The sequence below is a fragment of the Janthinobacterium sp. 35 genome (assembly GCF_002754575.1).
GTDB lineage: Bacteria > Pseudomonadota > Gammaproteobacteria > Burkholderiales > Burkholderiaceae_D > Janthinobacterium > Janthinobacterium tructae.
The window spans coordinates 5,947,935-5,964,303 of record NZ_PEFN01000001.1 but is presented as its reverse complement, the minus strand read 5'-3'; the positions used below and the strand labels follow the sequence as shown (position 1 = coordinate 5,964,303).

At 69.2% G+C, this 16,369-nt stretch carries 15 protein-coding genes and 2 pseudogenes; 15 read left to right on the top strand and 2 right to left on the bottom strand.

Features of this window, described 5'->3' with window-relative positions:
* The first annotated feature begins 16 nt into the window (after positions 1-16).
* Genes CLU93_RS26420 through CLU93_RS26370 form a run of 11 tightly spaced genes read left to right on the top strand, consistent with a single transcriptional unit; the run spans position 17 to position 10,996 of the window.
* Positions 17-1,222 (top strand): type II secretion system F family protein, encoded by a 1,206-nt coding sequence (locus tag CLU93_RS26420; protein WP_099764040.1) that lies wholly within the window; start codon positions 17-19, stop codon positions 1,220-1,222.
* Positions 1,219-2,898 (top strand): GspE/PulE family protein, encoded by a 1,680-nt coding sequence (locus tag CLU93_RS26415; RefSeq protein ID WP_099764039.1) that lies wholly within the window; start codon positions 1,219-1,221, stop codon positions 2,896-2,898. Before CLU93_RS26420 ends, CLU93_RS26415 begins: the two co-directional genes overlap by 4 nt.
* Positions 2,885-4,288, top strand: coding sequence for a hypothetical protein (locus CLU93_RS26410; RefSeq protein WP_099764038.1), 1,404 nt, complete (start codon positions 2,885-2,887; stop codon positions 4,286-4,288). Before CLU93_RS26415 ends, CLU93_RS26410 begins: the two co-directional genes overlap by 14 nt.
* Positions 4,276-4,920 carry a hypothetical protein gene (locus tag CLU93_RS26405; RefSeq protein WP_143451826.1) on the top strand — a complete coding sequence of 215 codons (645 nt, stop codon included), beginning with the start codon at positions 4,276-4,278 and terminating at the stop codon, positions 4,918-4,920. The genes CLU93_RS26410 and CLU93_RS26405 overlap by 13 nt, the downstream gene beginning before the upstream one ends.
* Positions 4,917-5,459, top strand: a complete 543-nt coding sequence (locus tag CLU93_RS26400) for a hypothetical protein (protein WP_099764036.1) — start codon at positions 4,917-4,919, stop codon at positions 5,457-5,459. Before CLU93_RS26405 ends, CLU93_RS26400 begins: the two co-directional genes overlap by 4 nt.
* Positions 5,460-5,473: 14 nt before the next feature.
* Complete coding sequence (locus CLU93_RS26395) at positions 5,474-7,792, top strand: cohesin domain-containing protein (RefSeq protein WP_099764035.1); 2,319 nt, start codon at positions 5,474-5,476, stop codon at positions 7,790-7,792.
* On the top strand, positions 7,792-8,256 hold the full coding sequence (locus CLU93_RS26390) for a type II secretion system protein (RefSeq protein ID WP_099764034.1): 465 nt from the start codon (positions 7,792-7,794) through the stop codon (positions 8,254-8,256). The genes CLU93_RS26395 and CLU93_RS26390 overlap by 1 nt, the downstream gene beginning before the upstream one ends.
* Positions 8,257-8,267: 11 nt before the next feature.
* Positions 8,268-8,645 (top strand): type II secretion system protein, encoded by a 378-nt coding sequence (locus tag CLU93_RS26385; protein WP_099764614.1) that lies wholly within the window; start codon positions 8,268-8,270, stop codon positions 8,643-8,645.
* Positions 8,632-9,195: a type II secretion system protein gene (locus CLU93_RS26380; protein ID WP_180287956.1), complete on the top strand. Its 564-nt coding sequence runs from the start codon at positions 8,632-8,634 to the stop codon at positions 9,193-9,195. Before CLU93_RS26385 ends, CLU93_RS26380 begins: the two co-directional genes overlap by 14 nt.
* Positions 9,192-10,112 (top strand): rhodanese-like domain-containing protein, encoded by a 921-nt coding sequence (locus CLU93_RS26375; protein ID WP_099764033.1) that lies wholly within the window; start codon positions 9,192-9,194, stop codon positions 10,110-10,112. Before CLU93_RS26380 ends, CLU93_RS26375 begins: the two co-directional genes overlap by 4 nt.
* 8 nt (positions 10,113-10,120) lie before the next feature.
* Positions 10,121-10,996 (top strand): transglutaminase-like domain-containing protein, encoded by an 876-nt coding sequence (locus tag CLU93_RS26370; RefSeq protein ID WP_180287955.1) that lies wholly within the window; start codon positions 10,121-10,123, stop codon positions 10,994-10,996.
* Here CLU93_RS26370 and CLU93_RS26365 read toward each other — a convergent pair.
* Positions 10,883-11,503 (bottom strand): annotated as a pseudogene (locus CLU93_RS26365) (L,D-transpeptidase family protein); the annotation flags it as partial. The gene CLU93_RS26370 and the pseudogene CLU93_RS26365 sit on opposite strands and share 114 nt — an antisense overlap.
* Positions 11,504-12,590: 1,087 nt before the next feature.
* On the opposite strand from CLU93_RS26365, the gene CLU93_RS26360 reads away from it, so the two are divergent.
* Entirely contained in the window at positions 12,591-13,577 is a 987-nt protein-coding gene (locus CLU93_RS26360) for a magnesium and cobalt transport protein CorA (protein WP_099764031.1), read from the top strand.
* Between the two features lie 9 nt (positions 13,578-13,586).
* Here CLU93_RS26360 and CLU93_RS26355 read toward each other — a convergent pair.
* Positions 13,587-13,914, bottom strand: a pseudogene (locus tag CLU93_RS26355) (alpha/beta hydrolase); the annotation flags it as partial.
* Between the two features lie 128 nt (positions 13,915-14,042).
* On the opposite strand from CLU93_RS26355, the gene CLU93_RS26350 reads away from it, so the two are divergent.
* The 3 genes from CLU93_RS26350 to CLU93_RS26340 are packed head-to-tail and all read left to right on the top strand — an operon-like array spanning position 14,043 to position 16,271.
* Positions 14,043-14,777 (top strand): STN domain-containing protein, encoded by a 735-nt coding sequence (locus tag CLU93_RS26350; protein WP_143451824.1) that lies wholly within the window; start codon positions 14,043-14,045, stop codon positions 14,775-14,777.
* Positions 14,767-15,309 carry an RNA polymerase sigma factor gene (locus CLU93_RS26345; protein ID WP_071077582.1) on the top strand — a complete coding sequence of 181 codons (543 nt, stop codon included), beginning with the start codon at positions 14,767-14,769 and terminating at the stop codon, positions 15,307-15,309. The genes CLU93_RS26350 and CLU93_RS26345 overlap by 11 nt, the downstream gene beginning before the upstream one ends.
* A 14-nt stretch (positions 15,310-15,323) precedes the next feature.
* On the top strand, positions 15,324-16,271 hold the full coding sequence (locus CLU93_RS26340; RefSeq protein ID WP_099764029.1) for a FecR family protein: 948 nt from the start codon (positions 15,324-15,326) through the stop codon (positions 16,269-16,271).
* The last annotated feature ends 98 nt before the right edge of the window (positions 16,272-16,369 follow it).

Genomic DNA, 16,369 nt, shown 5'->3' with positions numbered 1-16,369 from the left:
GCGTGGGCGGTGCGCCATGACGGCCGCCGTGCCGCGCTTGCGCCTGACTGTGCAGGGCGTGGACGGGCGCGCCCACACGCTGGAGTTCAGCGACGTTGGCGAGGCCGAGGCGCTGCGCCGCGCGGCCGCGCGCGGCCTGCGCGTGCTGGCGCTCGAGGCCGTCGTGGCCGGTGGTGGCGGCGCGCGCGCCGCGCCGACGCGCTTTCCGCTGGTGTTGTTCAGCCAGGAACTGCTGGCCCTGCTTGAGGCCGGCCTGAATCTGGCCGAGGCCCTGTCGACCCTGCACAGCAAGGAGCGCCACGCCGGCGTGCGCGCCGTGCTGGCGGCCGTGCTGCAGGCGCTGCGCGAGGGGCGCAACTTCTCCGACGTGCTGGCGCAGGCGCCGCAGCACTTCCCCGACGTCTACGTGGCCACCGTGCGCGCCTCCGAGCGCAGCGGCGACCTGGCGCAGGCGCTGACGCGCTACATCGCCTACCAGGTGCAGTTCGAGGGTCTGCGCAAGAAGCTGGTGTCGGCGGCGATCTACCCGGCCATGCTGCTGCTGGTCGGAGGCTTCGTCACGCTGTTCCTGCTCGGCTACGTGGTGCCGCGCTTCGCAGTGGTGTACGAGTCGTCCGGGCGCGAGCTGCCGTGGTTGTCGGCCATGCTGCTGGCGTTCGGCAAACTCGTCGATAAAAATTGGCATGCAGCGGCGGCGGCCCTGCTGGCGCCGGCGGCCGCGCTGGCCTGGGGCGTCGGCCGGGCCGGCGGCCGCGCTTGGCTGGCGGCCAGGGTGCTGGACCTGCCCTGGCTGGCGCAGCGGGCCGACGCGTTCCGCCTGGCGCGCTTCTACCGCGCGCTTAGCCTGCTGCTGGCCTCGGGCATCGCGCTGCCGCGGGCGATGGGCATGGTGGGCGGCCTACTGGGGCCGCGCCAGCAGGCCGCGCTGGCGTCGTGCCGCCTGGCGCTGGAGCAGGGCCGGAGCTTGTCGGCGGCGCTGGTCGACGCCGGCCTGGCCAGCGCGGTGGCCGAGTCGCTGGTCAAGGTGGGCGAGCGTTCCGGCCAGATGGCCGACATGCTTGAGCGCACCGCGCGCTTCGCCGACGACGAGTTTTCGCGCTGGGTCGACTGGGCCTCGCGCCTGCTCGAGCCGGTGTTGATGGTGCTCATCGGCCTGGTGGTCGGCACCGTGGTGATGTTGATGTACATGCCGATTTTCGAGCTGGCCGGGAGCGTGCAATGAGCGCGGCGGCGTTGCCGTGTCCGCTGACGGCGGCGCTGATGGCGCAGGCCCGCGCGCTCTGCGCCAGCGACAACGTGGCGCTGCTGGCGGCGCTGCAGCAGGTCAGCGGCTGGCCGGCCGCCGCCCTGATGCAGGTGCTCGGCGCGCGCTGCGGCTATCCGGTGCTGGCGATGGCCGCGCTGCAGGCGCTGCGGCCCGACTTCGACGCGCTCGGCTACGCCGACTGCGTGCAGCGCGGCCTGCTGCTGGCGCGCGGCGGCGACGGCGCCGCCCATCTGGTGCTGTCCGACCCGTTCGACGGCGCGGCCGAGGACTGGGCGCTGCGGCGCTGCGGCGCCGCAGCGCCGCGCGTTGCGCTGGCCCACCCGGAGGACGTGCAGGCCTACCTGCTGCAGTCCGAGCAGCAGTTGCGCGCCATGGACGGCTGCGCGCCCGGCCCGGCCGGGCGCAACGACGAGGAGGTCGCCGCCGTGATCACGCTGGCCAGCATCAACGACGACGCCAGCGCCGTCGTCAAGCTGGTCAATTCGACCCTCTACGACGCGCTCAAGCTGCAGGCCAGCGATATCCACCTCGAGTGTGACGCCGGCTGCCTGCACGTGTTGTACCGCATCGACGGCGTGCTGGTGCCGATCACCCAGGTGCAGGGGCAGGACACGGCCGAGCAGGTGGTGTCGCGCATCAAGGTGATGGCCGAGCTCGACATCGCCGAGCGCCGCGTGCCGCAGGACGGCCGTTTCAAGGTGCGCGTGAACGGGCGCGACATCGACTTCCGCGTCTCGGTGATGCCGAATATCTTCGGCGAGGACGCTGTGCTGCGCCTGCTGGACCGGCAGTCGTTGGGCGAGCGGACCGAGGCGCTGCGGCTGGAGCACTTGGGCCTGGATGGCTGGGCGATCGGCGCGATCCGCCGGCTGGCCGGCAAGCCGCACGGCATGCTGCTGGTGACCGGCCCGACCGGCTCGGGCAAGACCACCACGCTGTACGCGGCCATCACCGAGATCCACACCGGGCGCGACAAGATCGTCACCATCGAGGATCCGGTCGAGTACCGCCTGCCACGGGTGCTGCAAATCCCCGTCAACGAGAAGAAGGGCCTGACGTTCGCGCGCGGGCTGCGCTCGATCTTGCGGCACGACCCGGATAAAATCATGGTCGGCGAGATCCGCGACGACGAGACGGCGCAGATCGCGGTGCAGGCGGCGCTGACCGGCCACCTGGTGTTTACCACGCTGCACGCCAACAACGTGTTCGACGTGCTGGGGCGCTTCCTGCACATGGGCGTGGATGCCTACAGTTTCGCGGCGGCGCTCAACGGCATCGTCGCCCAGCGCCTGCTGCGCATCAATTGCCCGCACTGCGCGGTGGCGATCGAGCCCGACGCGCAACTGCTCGAGGCGGCCGGCCTGTCGGCGGCCCAGGTCGCCGGCTGGACCTTCAAGGCCGGGCGCGGCTGCGGCCACTGCCGCGGCGCTGGCTACAAGGGCCGCAAGGCGGTGGCGGAAGTGCTGTTGCTCGACGACGCGCTGCGCGAGATGATCGTCGCGCAGGCGCCGATCTCGCAGCTCAAGGAGCGCGCCGCGCTGGCCGGCATGGAACCGCTGCGTGCCGTCGCGTGGCGCGCGGTGGCGCGCGGCGACACCACCCTCGAGGAGCTGGTCCGTGTGGCCGGGTAGGGCGGGCCGGCGCGCCACGCTGCTGCTGTTCGTCGGCGCGCGCGGCGTCGAATGCGGCGTGCTGGACGGCGCCGGCTCCACCGCGCAATGGCGCCGCGACAGCCTGCTGCGGGTCGATATCGAGGCCGCTGGCGGCGTCGAGGCGGCGCTGCAGGCGCTCGCCGAGGCGGCGCTGCAATTGCCGGCGCGGGCCGGCGCCGCCGCGCCGCGCCAGCTACGGGTGGTGCTGGCCGAGCGCTGGCTGGCCGTCGCCGGGGCGCCGTGGAACCGGTGCGCGCGCCGGCGCGACGGCGCGCTGACCTATGCCCGGGTCCAGCTGGCGCTGGCCGGCTTCGAAGTCGGCGCCGATGCCACCTTCAGGCTGGACGACGCGCCCTTCGGCGCCCCCCGGTTGGCGCTGGCCTATCCGGCGCCCCTGCTGTACGCGCTCGGGCAACTGGCGGGGCGCCTCGGCGTGCACATGGCGTCGGTTTTGCCGCTGTCGGTGGCGGCCTGGGAGGTGGCGCGGCGGCCGGGCCCGGCGCGCCCGCGCGCGCTGCTGCTGCTCGACGGCGGTGCCCTGGTGCTGGCGCGCGGCGCCGGCGCTGGCCGGCACCACCTCGGCGAGGTGACGCTGCGCACGGGCGAGGACGCGCGCGCGGCGCAGCCACAGCGCCTGCGCGACGCATGGCGGCGCGCTTGCCTGCGCGATCCGCAACTGGCCGCGGTGGCCGAGGTCGGCGTATTCGAGCTGGCGCAGGAAGGCGATGCGGCCGCGCGCGCCGGGGCGCCGTTTGCGGCGCTGGCGCTGCCGCCGCGCGGGGCGCCGGAAGGCGCCCCGCCGGGCTTGCGGCTTGCGGCGCACGCCTGCCGCCTGCGCGCCAGCGTGGACGGCGTCACCGCCGCCGCGGCCTGGTCGGCGCCGCGCGCGCTGGCGCTGGCGGCGTGCGCGCTGCTCAGCGGCGCGCTGCTGCTGCAAGCCTGGCGGGGCAACGTTGCGCTGCGGGCGGTGTCGGCCCGCGCGGCCGCGGTCGCGCGCGCCGACACCGCGCCGGCGCCGGCCCGCCCGCCCGGTTGGAGCGGCGAGGAAGCGACGCGGGTGCGGGCGGTCAACGCGGCGATCGCCGCGCTGAACGTGCCGCTCGCCGCCATCCTGCGCGCGCTGGCGCCGCCGCGCGACTTGCGCATCGCCCTGTTGAGCGTGCAGACCGGCGCCGGCGCGGCGCAGGCCGGGGCCGGCAGCGTCAACATCGTGGCCGAGGCACCCAGCAGCGCGGAGATGGCGCGCTACGTCGCCTTCGTGGCCGAGAGCAGGCCGTTCGTCACCGCCTACCTGGTGCGTCACGAGGTCGACGAAACGACGGCCGAACGGCCCTTTCGTTTCATGGTGGAGGCAAGATGGAGCGAATAATGGCGGCCGCCGGCCGGGCCGCGGCATGCTTGCCGCGCTGCGTGGAACAAGTGGACTGGGCCGCGCGGCGCGGCGCGCGCGCGCTGTCGCGCCGTTTCGGCGCCTGGGGCTGGAGCATGCTGGCGTGCGCCAGTGGCGCTGTCCTGGCCGTCGCGGCGCAGCAGTATCAACTGGCTGCGGCGGCCGCGCTGCAAGCCCGCCTGGCGGCGCCGCCGCCGACCACTGCGGCCGCCCCGGCCGGGGGGGGCGGCGACGCCGCCGCGCGCGCGCGCCTGCGCGCGTTCGAGCAGCATCTGCTGGCGCACGAGGCGATCCCGTCGACGCTGCAGGAACTGTTGGACTTGGGCGGGCGGGAGGGCTTGTCTATGCAGCGCGGTGAGTACCGTCCCCAGGTTGACGGCGCCGGCGCGTTCCTGCGCTATCGCATGACGCTGCCGGTCACCGGCTCGGCGGCGGCGCTCCAGCGTTTTATCCTAGCGGCGCTGCGCCAGCATCCCAGCCTGGCGCTGGAAGGCGTGCAATTGAAGCGCGCGCGCGCCGGCGCGGCCGACGTCGAGGCGCGCATCGAATGGCTCATCCTGAGCCGCCTGCCGGCGCGCGCGGCGGCCGCCGGCGACGGGGGGGCGCCGTGAGCCCGGGCCTGTTGCGCGCCCTGTTGGGCCTGGCCTTGCTGGCCAGCGTCGCCGCGGCCTGGTATGCGCCGGCCGACGGCGCGCCGGCCCGCGCCGGCACGGCCAAGCCGGACGGCCGGCGGGCCGCCGCCGGCAGGGGCGCGCGCGGCGCCCCGCCGGCACCGGCGCTCGACGTGCTGAGCATTCGGCGGCGCGTCGAAGAGGACGAGCAAGAGGACGGGCAGTTATTTACGCCGGCACCCTGGGCCACCGCCACCGCCACCGCACCCGTGCCCGCGGCTGCGGTGGCGGCCGCCGAGCCCGCCGAGCCGGCGGCGGCGCCGGAGCAGGCGCCGCTGCTGCCGTTCCGCGTGCTGGGGCAGTACGAGCAGGCGGGCCAGACGGTGGTGTTCCTCCAGCATGGCGAGCTGAACTTGCTGGTGCGGGTGGGCGACACGATAGCCGAACAATACAAAGTGGAAAGCCTCGTCGGCAATGCGATGAGTTTGCGTTACATCCCGTCGGGCCAAATCCAGACGCTGGAAGTGGGCACGCGTTGAAAAAGGGACGAGCCATGACCTTGAATCGCTGTCGACGGATGTGCCGTGCGTCACTGCGGCGTGCCGTTCGCCTGCTGGGCGCCGGCCTGCTGGCGGCGGCGCTGGCCGGCTGCGCCGGCTCGCAGGCTTACCGCGAGGGCAAGGCCTTGCTGGCCGAAGGCAAGGCCGCCGCCGGCCTGGCCCAGCTGGAGGCCGCCGTCAGGCTGGAGCCGAAGAATGCCGAGTACCGCATCGCGCTGGCGGGCGGGCGCGCCAGCAGCGTCAACCGCCTGGTCGCGGCGGGCGAGGCGGCGCGCCGCGCCGGCGCGCTGAGCGAGGCCGAGAAAGCCTACCGCCAGGCCCAAGTGCTGGACCCCGACAACGCGATGGCGGCCCAAGGCATGGCGGCGCTGGTCGGCGCGCGCCGCCACCGCCTGCTGCTGGCCGAGGCCGAGGCGCTGCTGAAGAAGGGCGCGCTTGCCGATTTGGGCGACGCCCTGGAAAAGCTGCGCCCGGTGCTGGCAGAGGAGCCGCGCCAGCGCGACGCGCTGAATCTGCGTGCGCGCGTCGAAGAGGCCCGCGCCAGGCAGGCGCGGCCCGAAACCAAGCTAGCGGCAACGTTCCGCCAGCCGATCTCGCTGGAGTTCCGCGAGGCGCCGTTGAAGTCGGTGCTGGAGGTGGTGGCCAGATTGTCGGGCCTGAATTTTTTCTACGACCGCGACATCCGCCCCGACCTGAAGGCCACGGTGTTCGCCAGGAACACCACGATCGAGGACGCGATGCGCCTGCTGCTGGTGACGAACCAGCTCGAACAAAAAATCCTCAACGAGAATTCGCTGCTGATCTACCCGAGCACGCCGCAAAAGATTAAGGACTACCAGAGCCTGGCGGTACGTAGCTTTTACCTGACCAACGCCGACGTCAAGGCGGTGTCGAATTCGATCAAAACCATCGTCAAAAGCAAGGACCTGGTCGTTGATGAGCGCCTGGGCATCATCATCATGCGCGACACCCCGGAGGCAATCCGCATCGCCGAGCGCATTGTCGCGCTGCAGGACCTGGGCGATTCGGAGGTGATGCTGGAAGTCGAGATCCTGGAGGTGAAGCGCTCGCGCCTGATGGAGCTGGGCATACATTGGCCGAGCCAGCTCAGCCTGTCGCCGCTACAGGCCGCCGGCGCGCCGCTGACCTTGAGCGCCTTCGACAACCTGAACCCCGGCAGCATCCAGGCGGTGCTCGGCAACGTCGTGCTGAACGCGCGCAAGGAAGACCAGGACGGCAACATCCTGGCCAATCCGCGCATTCGCGTGCGCAACAAGGACAAGGCGAAAATCCAGATCGGCGACCGGGTGCCAGTGATCACGACGACCGCCACCTCGACCGGTTTCGTGTCCGAGTCGGTGACGTACGTCGATGTCGGCTTGAAGCTGGAAGTCGAACCGACCATCTATCTGGACGACGAGGTGGCGATCAAGATCAACCTGGAGGTCTCGAACCTGGTACGGGAAATCATCAGCAAGGCCGGCACGCTGGCCTACCAGATCGGCACCCGCGGCGCCAACACGGTGCTGCGCCTGAGGGACGGCGAAACACAAATCCTGGCCGGCCTGATCAGCGACGAGGACCGCAGCACGGCCAACAAGGTGCCGCTGCTGGGTGAGTTGCCGCTCGCCGGACGTCTGTTCGGCAGCCGCAAGGACGATACCCAGCGCAGCGAGATTCTGCTCTCGATTACGCCGCGGATCGTGCGCACGGTGCGCCGCCCCGACATGCTGGACGCCGAATTCGACTCCGGCACCGAGAGCAGCGTCGGCGTGCAGACTCTGCGCCTGGGCGCCGTGGAAGCGCCCGCCGCCACGCCGCCCGGCGCCGGCGCGCCTGCGCCGCTGCCCGCGCAGGGGCGCGCCGCGCCGGCCGCAGCCAACGTGGCGCCCGCCAGCCTGAGCTGGCAAGCCCCGGCCCAGGTGCGGGTGGGCGAGCAGTTCAGCGCGGTGCTGCGCCTGAGCAGCGAGCAGGCCTTGCGCGGCCTGCCTTTGCTGCTCGGTTTCGATCCGCAGGAGCTGCAGATCGTCGGCGTGCAGGAGGGCGAATTCTTCAAACAGGGGAACGGCCGCACCAGCTTCAGCGAACGCGTCGACGCGGTGCAGGGCAAGGTGTTCGTGGCGCTGGTGCGGCAGGGCGTCAACGGCGACGACGCCGGCGTCAACGGCAGCGGCGATCTGCTCAGCGTGACGTTCAAGGCGCTCAAGGCGGTCCCGGCGGCCAGGTTGCAGTTGCTGTCGGCCACGCCCGAGCCCGCCCCGGCGCTCCCGATCGCGCTGCCGCCCGAGCAACTGGTGCGGGTGCTGCCCTGATGGGCGCGGCGGCGCGCGCGCGCGGTTTTACTTTCATCGAATTGATGATGACGCTGGCGATAATGGCCGTGCTGGCCACGGTCGCCGTGCCGCTGGCCCAACTCGGCGTGCAGCGGCAAAAGGAACATGCGCTGCGCGTCGCGCTGGGCGACATCCGCGAGGCGCTCGACGCCTACAAGCGCGCCTCGGACCAAGGCCGGATCGCGCTCAAGGTGGGCGAGTCGGGCTATCCGAGCGCGCTGGCCCAACTGGTCGAAGGGGTGGACGATCAGCGCAGCCCGAGCAAACGCAAGCTGTATTTTCTGCGCCGCCTGCCGGACGACCCGATGGCGGCGGACGGCGCCTGGGGCCTGCGCAGCTACGCGGCGGCGCCGGACGAACCGGCCGAGGGCGACGACGTGTTCGACGTCTATTCGCAATCCGACAAGCCGGGGCTGAACGGCGTGCCCTACCGGCAATGGTGAAGGCCAACCCCATGCGCGCCCACCGACCCGGTTTCACCCTGATCGAAATGCTGGTGGTCATGGTTGTGATCGCCTTGCTGCTGACCCTGGCGCTGCCGCGCTATATCGGTTCGCTCGAGCAAGCCAGGGAGCGCGTCCTGCGCGAGAACTTGAAAATCATGCGCGTCTCGCTCGACAAATTCTACGCGGACCGGGGGCGCTTCCCGGACACCCTGGCCGATCTGGTCGAGCACAACTATTTGCGCGCCGTACCAATCGACCCGATGACCGAGTCGGCGCTGACCTGGATCGCCGTGCCGGCGGCCGACGCCGAGGCCGCCGGCGTGGCCGACGTCAAGAGTGGCGCGGCGGGAACGGACAAGGAGGGCAACACCTATGAATCGCTGTGACGGCCCGGGCCGGCGGGTGCAGGCCGGCTTTGCCTACCTGTGGGTATTGTTGCTGGTGGCGTTCATGGGGGTGGCCCTGAGCGTGGCGGTGGAAATCGACGCCACGGCTGCGCAGCGCGAGCGCGAACAGCATTTGCTGGCGATAGGGCGGCAGTTCCAGACGGCGATCGCGCGCTATTACGAAAGTGGTTTAGCGGGCGGCAGGAAGGAATATCCGGCAACGCTGGAGGACTTGCTGCGCGATCCGCGCGCGCCGGGTGTCACGCGCCATTTGCGCAAGGTATTTGTCGATCCGCTCACCGGCCGGGCGGAGTGGGGCTTGGTGCTGGTGGGCGGGCGCATCGCAGGCGTGCATTCTCTGTCCGGCAAGAAACCGATCAAACAGGACGGTTTCGCCGCGGAACACATGGGCTTGCGCGGCAAGCAGCGCTACACCGAGTGGCGCTTCGTCTATCCGGCCGACCTGCTGCTGCCGCCGGGCGAAACGGGCGCAATACCGGCTGCCACCCCGGTCGGCACGCCGGACCATTTACAGGAAGAACTGAAATGAGCTATTTTCTGCATGCTTTGCCTTGGCGCCGTGCGCTGTGTGTCCTTGCCATTGCCGCCTGGCACTGCGGCGCGGGCGCGCAGGCGGCAGGCGCGGACGGCCTCCCCGAGGCATTGCGGGGAATCAAACACGCAAGCGGTGTATGCCGGGCCGATGACGCGCGGCCCGGCGCGGGCGCCGACGCGTCGCCCGCGGTCAGCCCGGATTTCGGCTGCGCCATTCCGGTCAGCGCGCTGCAGGCCATGCTGGCGCTGCCAGCTACCGCCTTGGTCGACACCCGCGGCGGCGCGGCGCACCAGGCCTTCCACATAGAGGGTGCGCTGAACCTGAGTGCGCTCGACTTGCGCAGTAAACTCTATTGGCGTGGCAAGACGGTGGTCCTGATCGGCGACGGCAAGGCCGAGCTGGAGCTGTATAGCGAATGTGCGCGCCTCAAGCAGTTGGGCTACAAGCAGGTGGCGGTGCTGCGCGGCGGCATGCCGCAGTGGCTGGCCGAGAACCAGCCCGTGGCCGGACGGGCGCCGGCCGCACCGCAGTTGGCGCGCTTGTCGGCGTCGGAGTTCTGGCTGGCGAGCCAGAGCCTGGACAACCTCGTCGTCTTGTCGAAGCAGCAAAGCGCCTTGCAGGGCGACGTGGCGTTTTCGCTGGTGTTGCCGGAGACGACGCCCGGGTCGCTCAAGGCCGCGCTGGAGCAGCACCGCAAGGAACGCAAGGGCGTGCCGCTGTCTGCGGTCGTGCTGGCCGTCGACGCTGGCGTGGAGGACCAGCAAATCGAGCAGTTGCAGCAGGCGCTCGTGCCGCTGCCCTTGCTGGTGTATGCCGATAGCCGCGAGGCGCTGGTGCGCCAGCTCGCGCTGCAGAAGGCGATCTGGTCGGCGCAGGCGCGCGGCCCGAAACAACTCGCCTGCGGTTTTTAGGCCGGCCCGTGCGCCGCCGGAACTTCCTGCAGCGCCTGTTGTGGGCGCCGGTTGCCGGTCTGGGGCCGGCGGCGCCCGCCGCCGCGCAGCCTGCCGGGCAGGCCGTGCTGCGGCGCCTGCGTTTTAGCGTGACGTTTAGCAATCCCCTGGATCGCCGGCTCGAGCGCCAGCGTTTTTGGTGTTATCTGCCGGCCAGCGCGGCCGCCGGCCAGAGCTTGCGCGAGGTGCAGGTGTCGGCGCCGTACCGGCTGCAAGCCGACGCCCTCGAACATCGTATTTTGGAGCTGTGGTTTGACAACTTCCCGCCGCTCGCGCAGCAGGTCGTCACGTTGACGGCGGTGGTCGAACTCGATCCCACCGCTGCGTTGCGGCGGGCGGTCCTGCCCGGGCGGGCGCAGTGGCTGGCGGCCGAGCGCTATATCGAATCGGAGGCCGCGCCAATCCGCGCCCTGGCCGAGCAATTGCGGCGCGCGGACGAGTTGGCCGGCGCGCGCGCGATTTACGACTGGGTCAGGGGCAATATGCGCTATGCCGGCTATCTGGCCGACGAGGCGGGCGCGTTGCAGGGCCTGCGCGCGCTGCGCGGTGACTGCACGGAATATGCCGACCTGGTGGTGGCGCTGGCGCGCGCCAACGGCTTGCCGGCGCGCATGGTTGGCGGCTACGTGAGCGACCGCGACCTGGCGCCGCGGCCGCGGGACTACCACAACTGGGCCGAGGTTTACCTTGACGGCGGCTGGCGCGTCGTCGATGCGCAGAAGGAAAACTGGCTACCGCCGCCCGGCCAGTATGTGGCGTTCCGGATTTACCGCGACGCGCCGGTCAACCCTGTCGGATTGGCCCACCGTTATCGGCTGCAAGGGGAGCTGGAGGTACTGTTGTGACAGGCCGCGCGCCGCTTGCTTCGCCTTCAAGGCGGTATCGAGCAACTTGTCGTTGCCGTAGATATCGTTGAAGAAATACATTTTCTCATCGTTTTTCGCGAGCACGGTGCCGTAGGCGATCACCACCGGCAGCGGACGCTTCAGCCGTATCGTGTTGGACTTGCCGCTGCCCATGGCGTCGCGGATGCGCTGCTCGGTCCATTCCGGCTCGTCCTGCAAGACGAATTTCGCCAATGCCACCGGGTCTTCCACGCGGATTCGGCCATGGCTCAGGTCGCGCCGGTCGCGTTTGAACAGCTGAACCGCCGGCGTGTGGTGCAGATAGATGTTGTCGCTGTTGGGGAATATGAACTTGATGTCGCCCAGCGCGTTCATCGGGCCCGGCCGCTGGCGGATCCGCCATTGCCCGCGCATCACGGCGTCCAAGTTGGCGCTAGACAACTGCGGCACGGTGGTGCCGGCGGCGGTGACGAACTCCAGGCCCTGCTTGGCGAAATGGCCCGGGTCCGTCAATCGAAGTAATTGTGTATACACCTTTCTTCCTGTAACTCATTGAGTTTCTGATGCCAGTGCGGCAGCTTATACACTTTGACTTCGCATGCGAGCGAGGTAAAGTTGCGACATCCTTGAAATATGAAGTAAAAGTGCTAAATTGTGTGAAAAGAGCCGGAGAGCCGCATGGTGCCTAGCATTTCTTACTTACACTTTACGAATCCGATGACCAGCGAGTGGCCAAAAGGCGCGGCGCGCTTTGAGTGTTGGGCACTCAAGCTCCGGCGGCGGGTGATGCTGTTCGACCCGTTCCAAGTTCGGCTTTGGACCCTCCTGGAAGGCAGTCCCCGTGTGATCGCTATTGCGAACGCCCTGCGTTTTGGCGCCACGACAACGATCAGCAACTTGTCGATTTTTGGGTCAAGGTCGGCCGGCGTGAAATGTGCTGGGTTGTCACATCGAAGCTTCAGCCAACCCGGGCTGGCGACCTCAGTCCTTACGACGACACCTGTGTCCGGTATGTCCAAAGCCTCGCCTCTCACAAGGTCTGGCGTCCTCCCAAGCGCTTGCGCACCGCGGGGTATTTGATCGTGCAAAAGTGGATATTGGTTGGTGGCCGGGGCCGCCCACGGTGAGGCCGGGCCGCACTGTCCAAGTGGTGAACAATCGCGCCGTCGAGTGGGGCGAGAGGGTATTGATATCTTGCTGCTCGCGGTCCTTGGCGCGGAAGTGGCTGGCGCTGGCCGTCACGCTCCAGCCCGGCGCCAGGCGGCCCGACAATTCTCCCTCGATGCCGCCGCTGGTGGCACCGCGCGCCGCGTAATACGCTTGCGTCGTGGTGCCGGGGACTCTGTGCGCGCCGTCCGGCTGGGCCAGCGGCTGGGCCACCTTATCCTGCTTGATTTCGAAGATGCCGATGGAGCCATTGGCGTGGCCGTCGGCTCATTCCCCCTTCACGCCCACTTCCATGCTCCAGCTTGGTGCGGAAGTCCCGTGCCGCTGGCGCATGCAGGCACGTCAATGCGCCCGCTCAGTTGGCATGGTTATCGTGGTCTCCGCTATACTGGCCCCCCAATATTGCCGCCACTAGCCGAAAATCACCATGGACCTGAGTACCCACGCCGCCGTCGTCAACTGCGAAGCGTATCGCGATGGCAGGAAGATCGCCCATTTCGACATCGACAAGGTGGGCGACTTCCTCGGCGACCCCGATTGTTTCGTGTGGATAGGCCTGGCCGGTCCCGATAGCATCGCCATGCAGGCGCTGCAATCGGCGTTTGGCTTGCACGAACTGGCCGTCGAGGATGCGCAGGGGGCGCACGAGCGTCCCAAGCTGGAAGAGTACGGCGACACCCTGTTCATGGTGATGCACACGGCTACCCTGGACGGCGACGCCATCGTCTACGGCGAAACCCACGTCTTTCTCGGCCCCCGCTTCATCATCACGGTGCGCCATGGCGCTTCGGCCGGTTATGCAAAGTTGCGTGAGCGCAAGGAAAGCATGCCCGAGAAATTGGCCAGTGGCCCTGGCTACGTGCTGTACTCCATCATCGACTTCATCGTCGACCAGTACCAGCCCTGTATCGACCATCTGCAGTCGCGCTTCCAGCACTATGAGCTGCAATTGTTCCAGCCCAGTCTCTCCGAAGACAAGCTGCAGGATTTCTACCAGCTCAAGACGGAACTGCTCAAGCTCGACGCGGCCGTCAATCCCCTGCATGACATCTGCACCCAGCTGATCCGTTTCCATGGCGACATCGTGCCCAAGGAAAACCGCATCTATTACCGCGACATTCTCGATCACGTCAAACGCGTCACGCACACGGCGGGCCAGATGCGCGAACTGGTCAATTCGGCCATGCAGGTGGCGCTGGGGCAAATTTCGATCCGCCAGAACGAGGTGGTCAAGCGCCTGGCCGCCTGGGCCGCCATCCTGGCCGTGCCCACCATGGTCTTCAGCCTGTACGGTATGAATTTCGAATTCATGCCGGAACTGAAGTGGCGCGGCAGCTATCCGGCCGTGATCGTTGTCATCATCGCCGGCTGCTACTGGCTGCACCGGCGCCTGAAGCGCGAGGGCTGGCTGTAGGCAGCAGGCTTACACGCCAGCCACCGCGCCAGCCGCTTCCAATATCAGCGCCGCCACTTCGGCGGGCCGGGATGCCAGCGAGACGTGGCTGGCTCAGCGTGATGACTTGGCGCGCTTGCAAGCGCGCTGCCATGCGCTCCTGGTTGACGGGGGAAATCATGCGGTCGGCAGTGGAAACCTGGTACCAGCTGGGTTTATGCTTCCAGGCCGGGTCGCTGACGGTGTCGCCGAAGTTACTGGCCAGCGGCGCTTTCTGCACCACGCCCAGCACGGCGCCTTCTTCCGCATCGAGGTCCTGGCAAAAGCTGTCATGGTATTGCTCGGGCTTGAGCCACAGAGCAGTTCGACGGCACGGATGGCGGCCGGTCACGGCGTGTCACGATGGTGTCACTTTTGCCGTGTAGCCTGCTGCTGTCGATGGGCCATCCGTCGGCAACAGCCCCATTTCGAGAACAGGACGATAGCGTGATGACAGCAAGCCCGGCGTCGCTCAGTGTGCTGGCGCTGGCCGGATGCCTGCTGCTGGCCGGCTTCGCCGCGACAGGAGCGGCGCACGCCGCGCCGCCGCTGTATGCGTTCCAGATTCCTGCCCAGCCGCTCGCCGACGCGCTCAGGGCGTATGGCCTGATCACGGGGATTTCCGTGCTGGCGCCCAGCGGCGCCTTGCGCCAGCGCTACAGCAGTGCCGTGCAAGGCAGCCTGCCGGCGCCGGAGGCGCTGCAACGCCTGCTGTCGGGCACCGGCCTGCAGGCCCATTTTCCAGCGGCGAATGCCGCCATCATCCAGCTGCCTGCCGGCGAGACCCCGGCTGCGCCGCCACTGCCGCCGGAAAGCGGTGCCATCGCCCTGGACGCCATCGATGCCGTGCATGCGGAAGGTGCTGATTATGGCGCTTATGTCAGCGGCGTGCAGGCGCAGTTGCTGCGCGTCCTGTGCCGCTCGGCCCTGACGCGCCCCGGCAGCTACCGTCTGGCGCTACGCTTGCGCATCGCCGCGTCGGGCAGCGTGGCGACGCTGAAACAGGCGGGCAGCACGGGACGCCCGGTGCGCGATGCCGTGATCTCGCGCAGCTTGCGTGCGCAGGTATTCGAGCCGCCGCCGCCGGCCATGCCGCAGCCGATCACCATTCTGCTGCGCCCAGATGACGCTGGCGGCGCCTGCCAGCCGGCACCCGCGGAGGACCAGGCAGATGCCCGATAGCTTGCGCGCGCGCCTGCGCGGCGTGCTGGTGACGCGCTATGGCCAGCTGCGCCGCAAGCTTGAATACATCGTCGGCACCGGGGAGCGCGCGAGCGATGCCCTGCAGGAGACCTGGCTGCGCCTGGAGTCGATGCCCGGCAATACCGCCGTGCGCAATCCCGACGCCTACCTGCTGCAGATGGCGGTCAACGTCGCCACCGACCAGTACCGCCGCGAACACCGGAAATTGAACGATGCCGATATCGACGCCCTGTTCGACGTGGAGGATGAACTGGCCGATCCCGAGCGCATCGTCGCGGCGCGCAGCGAGATCATCGCCCTGGAAGCGGCGCTGCGCCAGCTTACGCCGCGCCAGCGCGAGATCCTGCTGGCGGCGCATATCGATGGCCAGCTCAATCGCGAAATCGCCGCGCGCCTGGATATTTCGCTGAGCCTGGTGGAAAAAGAGTTGCGGCATGCCCTGCGACATTGCCAGCAGTACGTGGGCGCGCCGGCCGACATGGCTGCCCGTGGCGGCCCGCGCCGCTTCTGATACGATTCTTCATCATGACCCAACACAGCAACGACAGCTACAGCGATATCGAGGAACAGGCGAGGCAATGGCTGGTGCGCCTGCGTTCGGGCCGGGCGAGCGAGGCCGAAGCGCAGGCGTTCGCCCGCTGGCGCGCGCAAAGTCCCCACCACGCCCGGGCGGCGCGGGAACTGGGGCAGCTGTGGCGCGGGCTGCGCATGGCGGCGCCCGCGGTGGCGCGCGAGCAGGCCATGCGTGCACCGTCGCGCGGCCGGCGCGCCTTCCTGGGCGGCGCGCTGGCCACGGGCGTGGCGCTGCTGGCCTTGCGTCCGCCGCTGGCCCTGTGGCCGTCCGTGGGCGAACTGGCCGCCGACTATCGCACGGGCACGGGCGAGCAGCGCCAACTGGCGCTGGCCGGCGGCGCACAAGTGCGCATGAATACGCAGACACGCCTGAACCTGCGCGGCGCGGATGACGCCGCGTTCATCGAATTGCTGGCCGGTGAAGCGCAGATCGTCACGGGTGGCCGTGAGGCGTGTACCGTGCTGGCCGGCGGCGCACGGCTGCAGGCGCGCGCCGCCAGTTTCAACGTGCGCTGCCTGCCGGATGGTGACGTGGAATTGAGCTGCCTGGAAGGCCGGGTCGAGGTCGACCACCCGCAGCGGCGCACCAGCTTGTCCGCGTCGCAGCAGTTGCGCTACGGCCCGGCCGAGCTGCGCCTGGCCGCGCCGGCCGATTCGAATGCCGTGCTGGCCTGGCGCCGCGGCCTGCTGTTGTTCAATGACACGCCGCTGGCCCAGGTGGTCGAGGAGCTCAACCGATACCGGCCCGGCAGGATCTTCCTGCAAAGCGAAGAGCTGGGCATGCGCCGCGTCCAAGCGCAGTTTTCCATCGATAAGCTCGATGTCGCCCTGGCGCTGATCCGCGACCTGTACGGCGCCCGGCTCACCTACTTGCCTGGCAATCTGGTCTTGCTCAGCTAGGCCCTGTCACACGCGCGCATCAAGCCGGGCGTGGACCCACGGTATGTCGCCTTCCACTATGGGAACGCTGCCGGCGTTGCCTTCGATAGTGTTTCTGG